The sequence below is a fragment of the Mesorhizobium sp. M4A.F.Ca.ET.050.02.1.1 genome (assembly GCF_003997725.1).
Classification (GTDB): domain Bacteria; phylum Pseudomonadota; class Alphaproteobacteria; order Rhizobiales; family Rhizobiaceae; genus Mesorhizobium.
The window spans coordinates 1-3,570 of the sequence record NZ_RZSG01000628.1 but is presented as its reverse complement, the minus strand read 5'-3'; the positions used below and the strand labels follow the sequence as shown (position 1 = coordinate 3,570).

General features: G+C 62.7%; 4 protein-coding genes. 2 read left to right on the top strand and 2 right to left on the bottom strand.

Translation table 11 applies throughout. The annotated features are described in order from the left end of the window. The first annotated feature begins 169 nt into the window (after positions 1-169). Complete coding sequence (locus EOA33_RS28260; RefSeq protein WP_126054048.1) at positions 170-646, top strand: isoprenylcysteine carboxylmethyltransferase family protein; 477 nt, start codon at positions 170-172, stop codon at positions 644-646. Between the two features lie 21 nt (positions 647-667). On the opposite strand, the gene EOA33_RS28255 is transcribed toward EOA33_RS28260, so the two are convergent. Both EOA33_RS28255 and mgtE read right to left on the bottom strand, forming a co-directional pair. Beyond that, the gene (locus tag EOA33_RS28255; protein WP_112618641.1) at positions 668-1,054 is read right to left on the bottom strand and encodes a MerR family DNA-binding transcriptional regulator; all 387 of its coding nucleotides are present in this window, start codon (positions 1,052-1,054) and stop codon (positions 668-670) included. A gap of 125 nt (positions 1,055-1,179) precedes the next feature. After that, complete coding sequence (mgtE, locus tag EOA33_RS28250; RefSeq protein WP_126054047.1) at positions 1,180-2,598, bottom strand: magnesium transporter; 1,419 nt, start codon at positions 2,596-2,598, stop codon at positions 1,180-1,182. Between the two features lie 389 nt (positions 2,599-2,987). Between mgtE and EOA33_RS28245 the strand changes: the two genes are divergently transcribed. Then, positions 2,988-3,570: response regulator transcription factor (locus EOA33_RS28245; protein ID WP_145989319.1), on the top strand; the 583-nt coding region annotated here is incomplete at its 3' end.

The window sequence follows — 3,570 nt, the reverse complement described above, 5'->3', positions numbered from 1 at the left end:
GCAAATTCTGTACGAGCTATTGTGGCTGCATGCTGGGTACGCTGCAGGGCGAAGGGATACTGGACAGGCTCTACAAGGGCGACCAGACACCGGGGTTCAAGGCGCATCTCGCCGAGCTCGCCGGCGCTTGCACGGCGAGCACCGACAGCGCGATGGAGGGAGGACAGCAATGACCGACAGTCAGCCGAAACCCGGGCTCATCCCGTGGCCGCCGCTGATCTACGTCATCGCCATCGCCGCCAGCGTCGTGCTCGGCCTCTTCTTTCCGCTGCCGTGGATCGGCGATCTCCTCGGCGACCTCCTGTTTGCCGCCGGCTGGGTGGCGCTGTTCTTTGTCGCCGCGCTCTGGTTCACGGCGATCCGGGTCATGCTGCGAGCGAAGACGACGTTCAATCCGAACGCGGTGCCGGACCATCTCGTCACATCGGGCCCGTTCTCGATCACCCGCAATCCGATGTATCTTGCCAACACGCTGCTGTTGATCGGCGTCGCCTTCATCACCGGGATCGCCTGGTTCCTGCTGTTCGCCTTCGTCGCCGCGTTCGCCACGCAGAAGCTGGCGGTCGAAAAGGAGGAGAAGGTGCTGGCGGCTAAATTCGGCAAGAAATACCGCGACTACGCCAAGCGGGTGCGGCGCTGGATTTGAGCCGGAGGTACCCCACTGAGTTCAGGTGTTTACGCCGAGCTCCACCAGACGCTCGACGCAGGATTCTTCCGCCTGGTCGAGCTCGGCCAGCGTTTCTTCCAGGTCGCGCCGCTTCTGCCTGAGATCCTCGCGCTTTTCCTCAATGCGCTTGATCATCAGCTTGAGCTGGCCGACCTCGCCGGGCGGCTCCTTGTACATCTGGATGATTTCGCGGATCTCGTTGATCGAGAAGCCGAGCCTTTTTCCCCGCATGATCTGGCGGATCAGATGCCGGTCGGACGGGCGGAACAGCCTCGTGCGGCCGCGCCGCACCGGCTGCACCAGGCCCTCGTCCTCGTAGAAGCGCAGCGTGCGCGTCGACACGTCGAATTCGCGGGTCAGTTCGGTGATCGTGTAGTATTCCCGCATTGTTGCTCCCGATGCCGGTACTGGGCGCCGTCCGGTGGCGTCGCCCTCGCCTCCGTTCCATGAGCGGAATCGAATGGAAGCCGGCCGAACCTCGCACGGCATTTACGTAAAAGTCAATTGCGCCTTCAGGGTACGGCGAACCACCAGGTGGCCAAGCCCAGAAAGGCGAAGAAGCCAACGCAGTCGGTGACCGTGGTGACGAAGACGGCCGACGCCACCGCCGGATCGATCTTGAAGCGGTCGAGCAGCAGCGGGATCAGGATGCCGGCCAGCGCCGCCGCGAACATGTTGATGATCATCGCCGCCGCAATGATGCCGCCCAGATTGGGGTCGCGAAACCATGCCGCCGCGACGATGCCGATCAGCACCGCGAACACGATGCCGTTGATGAGGCCGACGCCGACTTCGCGGCGAATAATGCGGGCGGCGTTGTAGATGTCGATATCCTTCGTCGCCAGCGCGCGCACGGTGACGGTCATCGTTTGCGAGCCGGCATTGCCGCCCATGCCGGCCACGATCGGCATGAGCACGGCCAGCGCAACGATATGCTCGATCGTCTGGTCGAACAGGCCGATTACCGAGGCCGCGAGGAAGGCCGTCAGAAGGTTGACCAGCAGCCACGGCACGCGCGAGCGCGAGGTCGCGAGCACCGTGTCGGACAGTTCCTCGTCGCCGACGCCGCCCATGCGCAGAAGGTCCTCCTCGGCCTCCTGCTGGATGACGTCGACGACGTCGTCGATGGTGAGCACGCCGACCAGCCGCTCGTTCTCATCGACCACCGCGGCAGACAACAGGTCGTATTGCTCGAATTCCCGCGCCGCCTCTTCCTGGTCCATGGTGGCGGGGATGGCATGCCTCGTCTCATGCATGACGTCCTCGACCTTCACCGCCCGCTTGGTGCGCAAGATCTGGTCCAGGTCGATGGCGCCGACGAGCTTGAAGCTCGGATCGATGACGAATATCTGGCTGAAGCGGTCGGGAAGGTTGTTGTCCTCGCGCATGTAGTCGATGGTCTGGCCGATAGTCCAGAACGGCGGCACGGCGACGAATTCCGTCTGCATGCGCCGACCGGCCGACTCCTCCGGATAGTCGAGCGAGCGCCTGAGCCTGATGCGCTCGGTGAACGGCAGTTGCGACAGGATCTCGTCCTGGTCCTCCTGGTCGAGGTCCTCCAGAATGTAGACCGCGTCGTCGGAATCGAGCTCCTGCACCGCCTGCGCGATTTGCTCGTTCGGCAGATTGTCGACGATGTCGAGGCGGATCGCCTCGTCGACCTCGGTCAGCGCGGAGAAGTCGAAGTCGGAACCGAGCAGTTCGACCAGCGCGCGGCGCTGCTCCGGATGCAGCGCCTCGAGCAGGTCGCCAAGCTCCGACTGGTGCAGGTCGCCGACGTCACGCTTGAGGGTCAGCGTGTCGCGGTCGGCGATGGCCGCGCCGACATGGGCCAGGAAGGACGACAGGACGGCGCCGTCCTCGCCATAGATGTCGGCGTGGGCCTCCTCATGCGGCCTGGCGTCGGTCGTCTGATTGTCCTGGGCTTCCACCAGCGCCTCCCGCCGTCAGGATTCCGGAAAAGCTAGAGTTCAGGTCTAGAGCATCGAACCCAAAGGGGAAACCGCATTTGGGAAATCCGACGCGCGAAAGAATGATGGTTCGGCAGCACGATTCGATTTGCGAACCTATCGCTCTAACGCCCGGGTATATCAAACGAAATACGCTCTTTCCCGCCCGATCAATTCCGTTGGTAGGAGACATCGTCCGGTAACCACCGAAAAAGCCGATTCCACCAAAAGAGGATGCCGGTCCGGCTTCAGGCGACGCGACAGCGCATGTCGCTGGGGAAAGAGCACGCCCGCGCGGTTGCGGCAGAATTGTCAGAATGCAGGACCACGATCGGGCTCGCCCCGGCCGCAAAGAGAAAAACCGGAAACCCTTGACGACGAAGCCGGAGAGAGGAAACGGGTCAATTGAGGAGCGACGCGTTCGCGTGATCGTCGCCGAACGCAATCCGCTCGTCGTCTCGGCCCTTCGTGAAATGCTGGAATGCGACGGCCGCTTCGAACTCGTGGCTTCGGTGCAGAGCGGCAAGCAATTCCTGGACTTGGCTGCGGAACCTGAATTCGACGTCGCCGTCATCGGCTGGAAGCTCTCCGACATGGACGGTGCCGACATCCTGGCCGAAGTCCAGAGCCGCAAGCTCGACGTGCGCATCACCGTCTTTTCCAACGACCATGACATCGGCATCCTCAAGCAGTGCGTGCGGCTCGGCGCCCAGGGCTATTGCTTCCAGTTCGATGATCCGCCGATCATCTTCGAGACCATCCTGGCGGTGGCGCATGGCCGCATCTGCATCCCTTACATCGACATCAACAAGGTCAATGACACGCCGTTGGCCCAGCTCACCGTGCGCGAGCGTGAGCTCCTGGCGGTGCTTTCTGACGGATGGACCAATCTGCAGATCGCAACGCGAACCGGGATTTCCGAGAATACGGTGAAGTATCACCTCAAGAATCTCT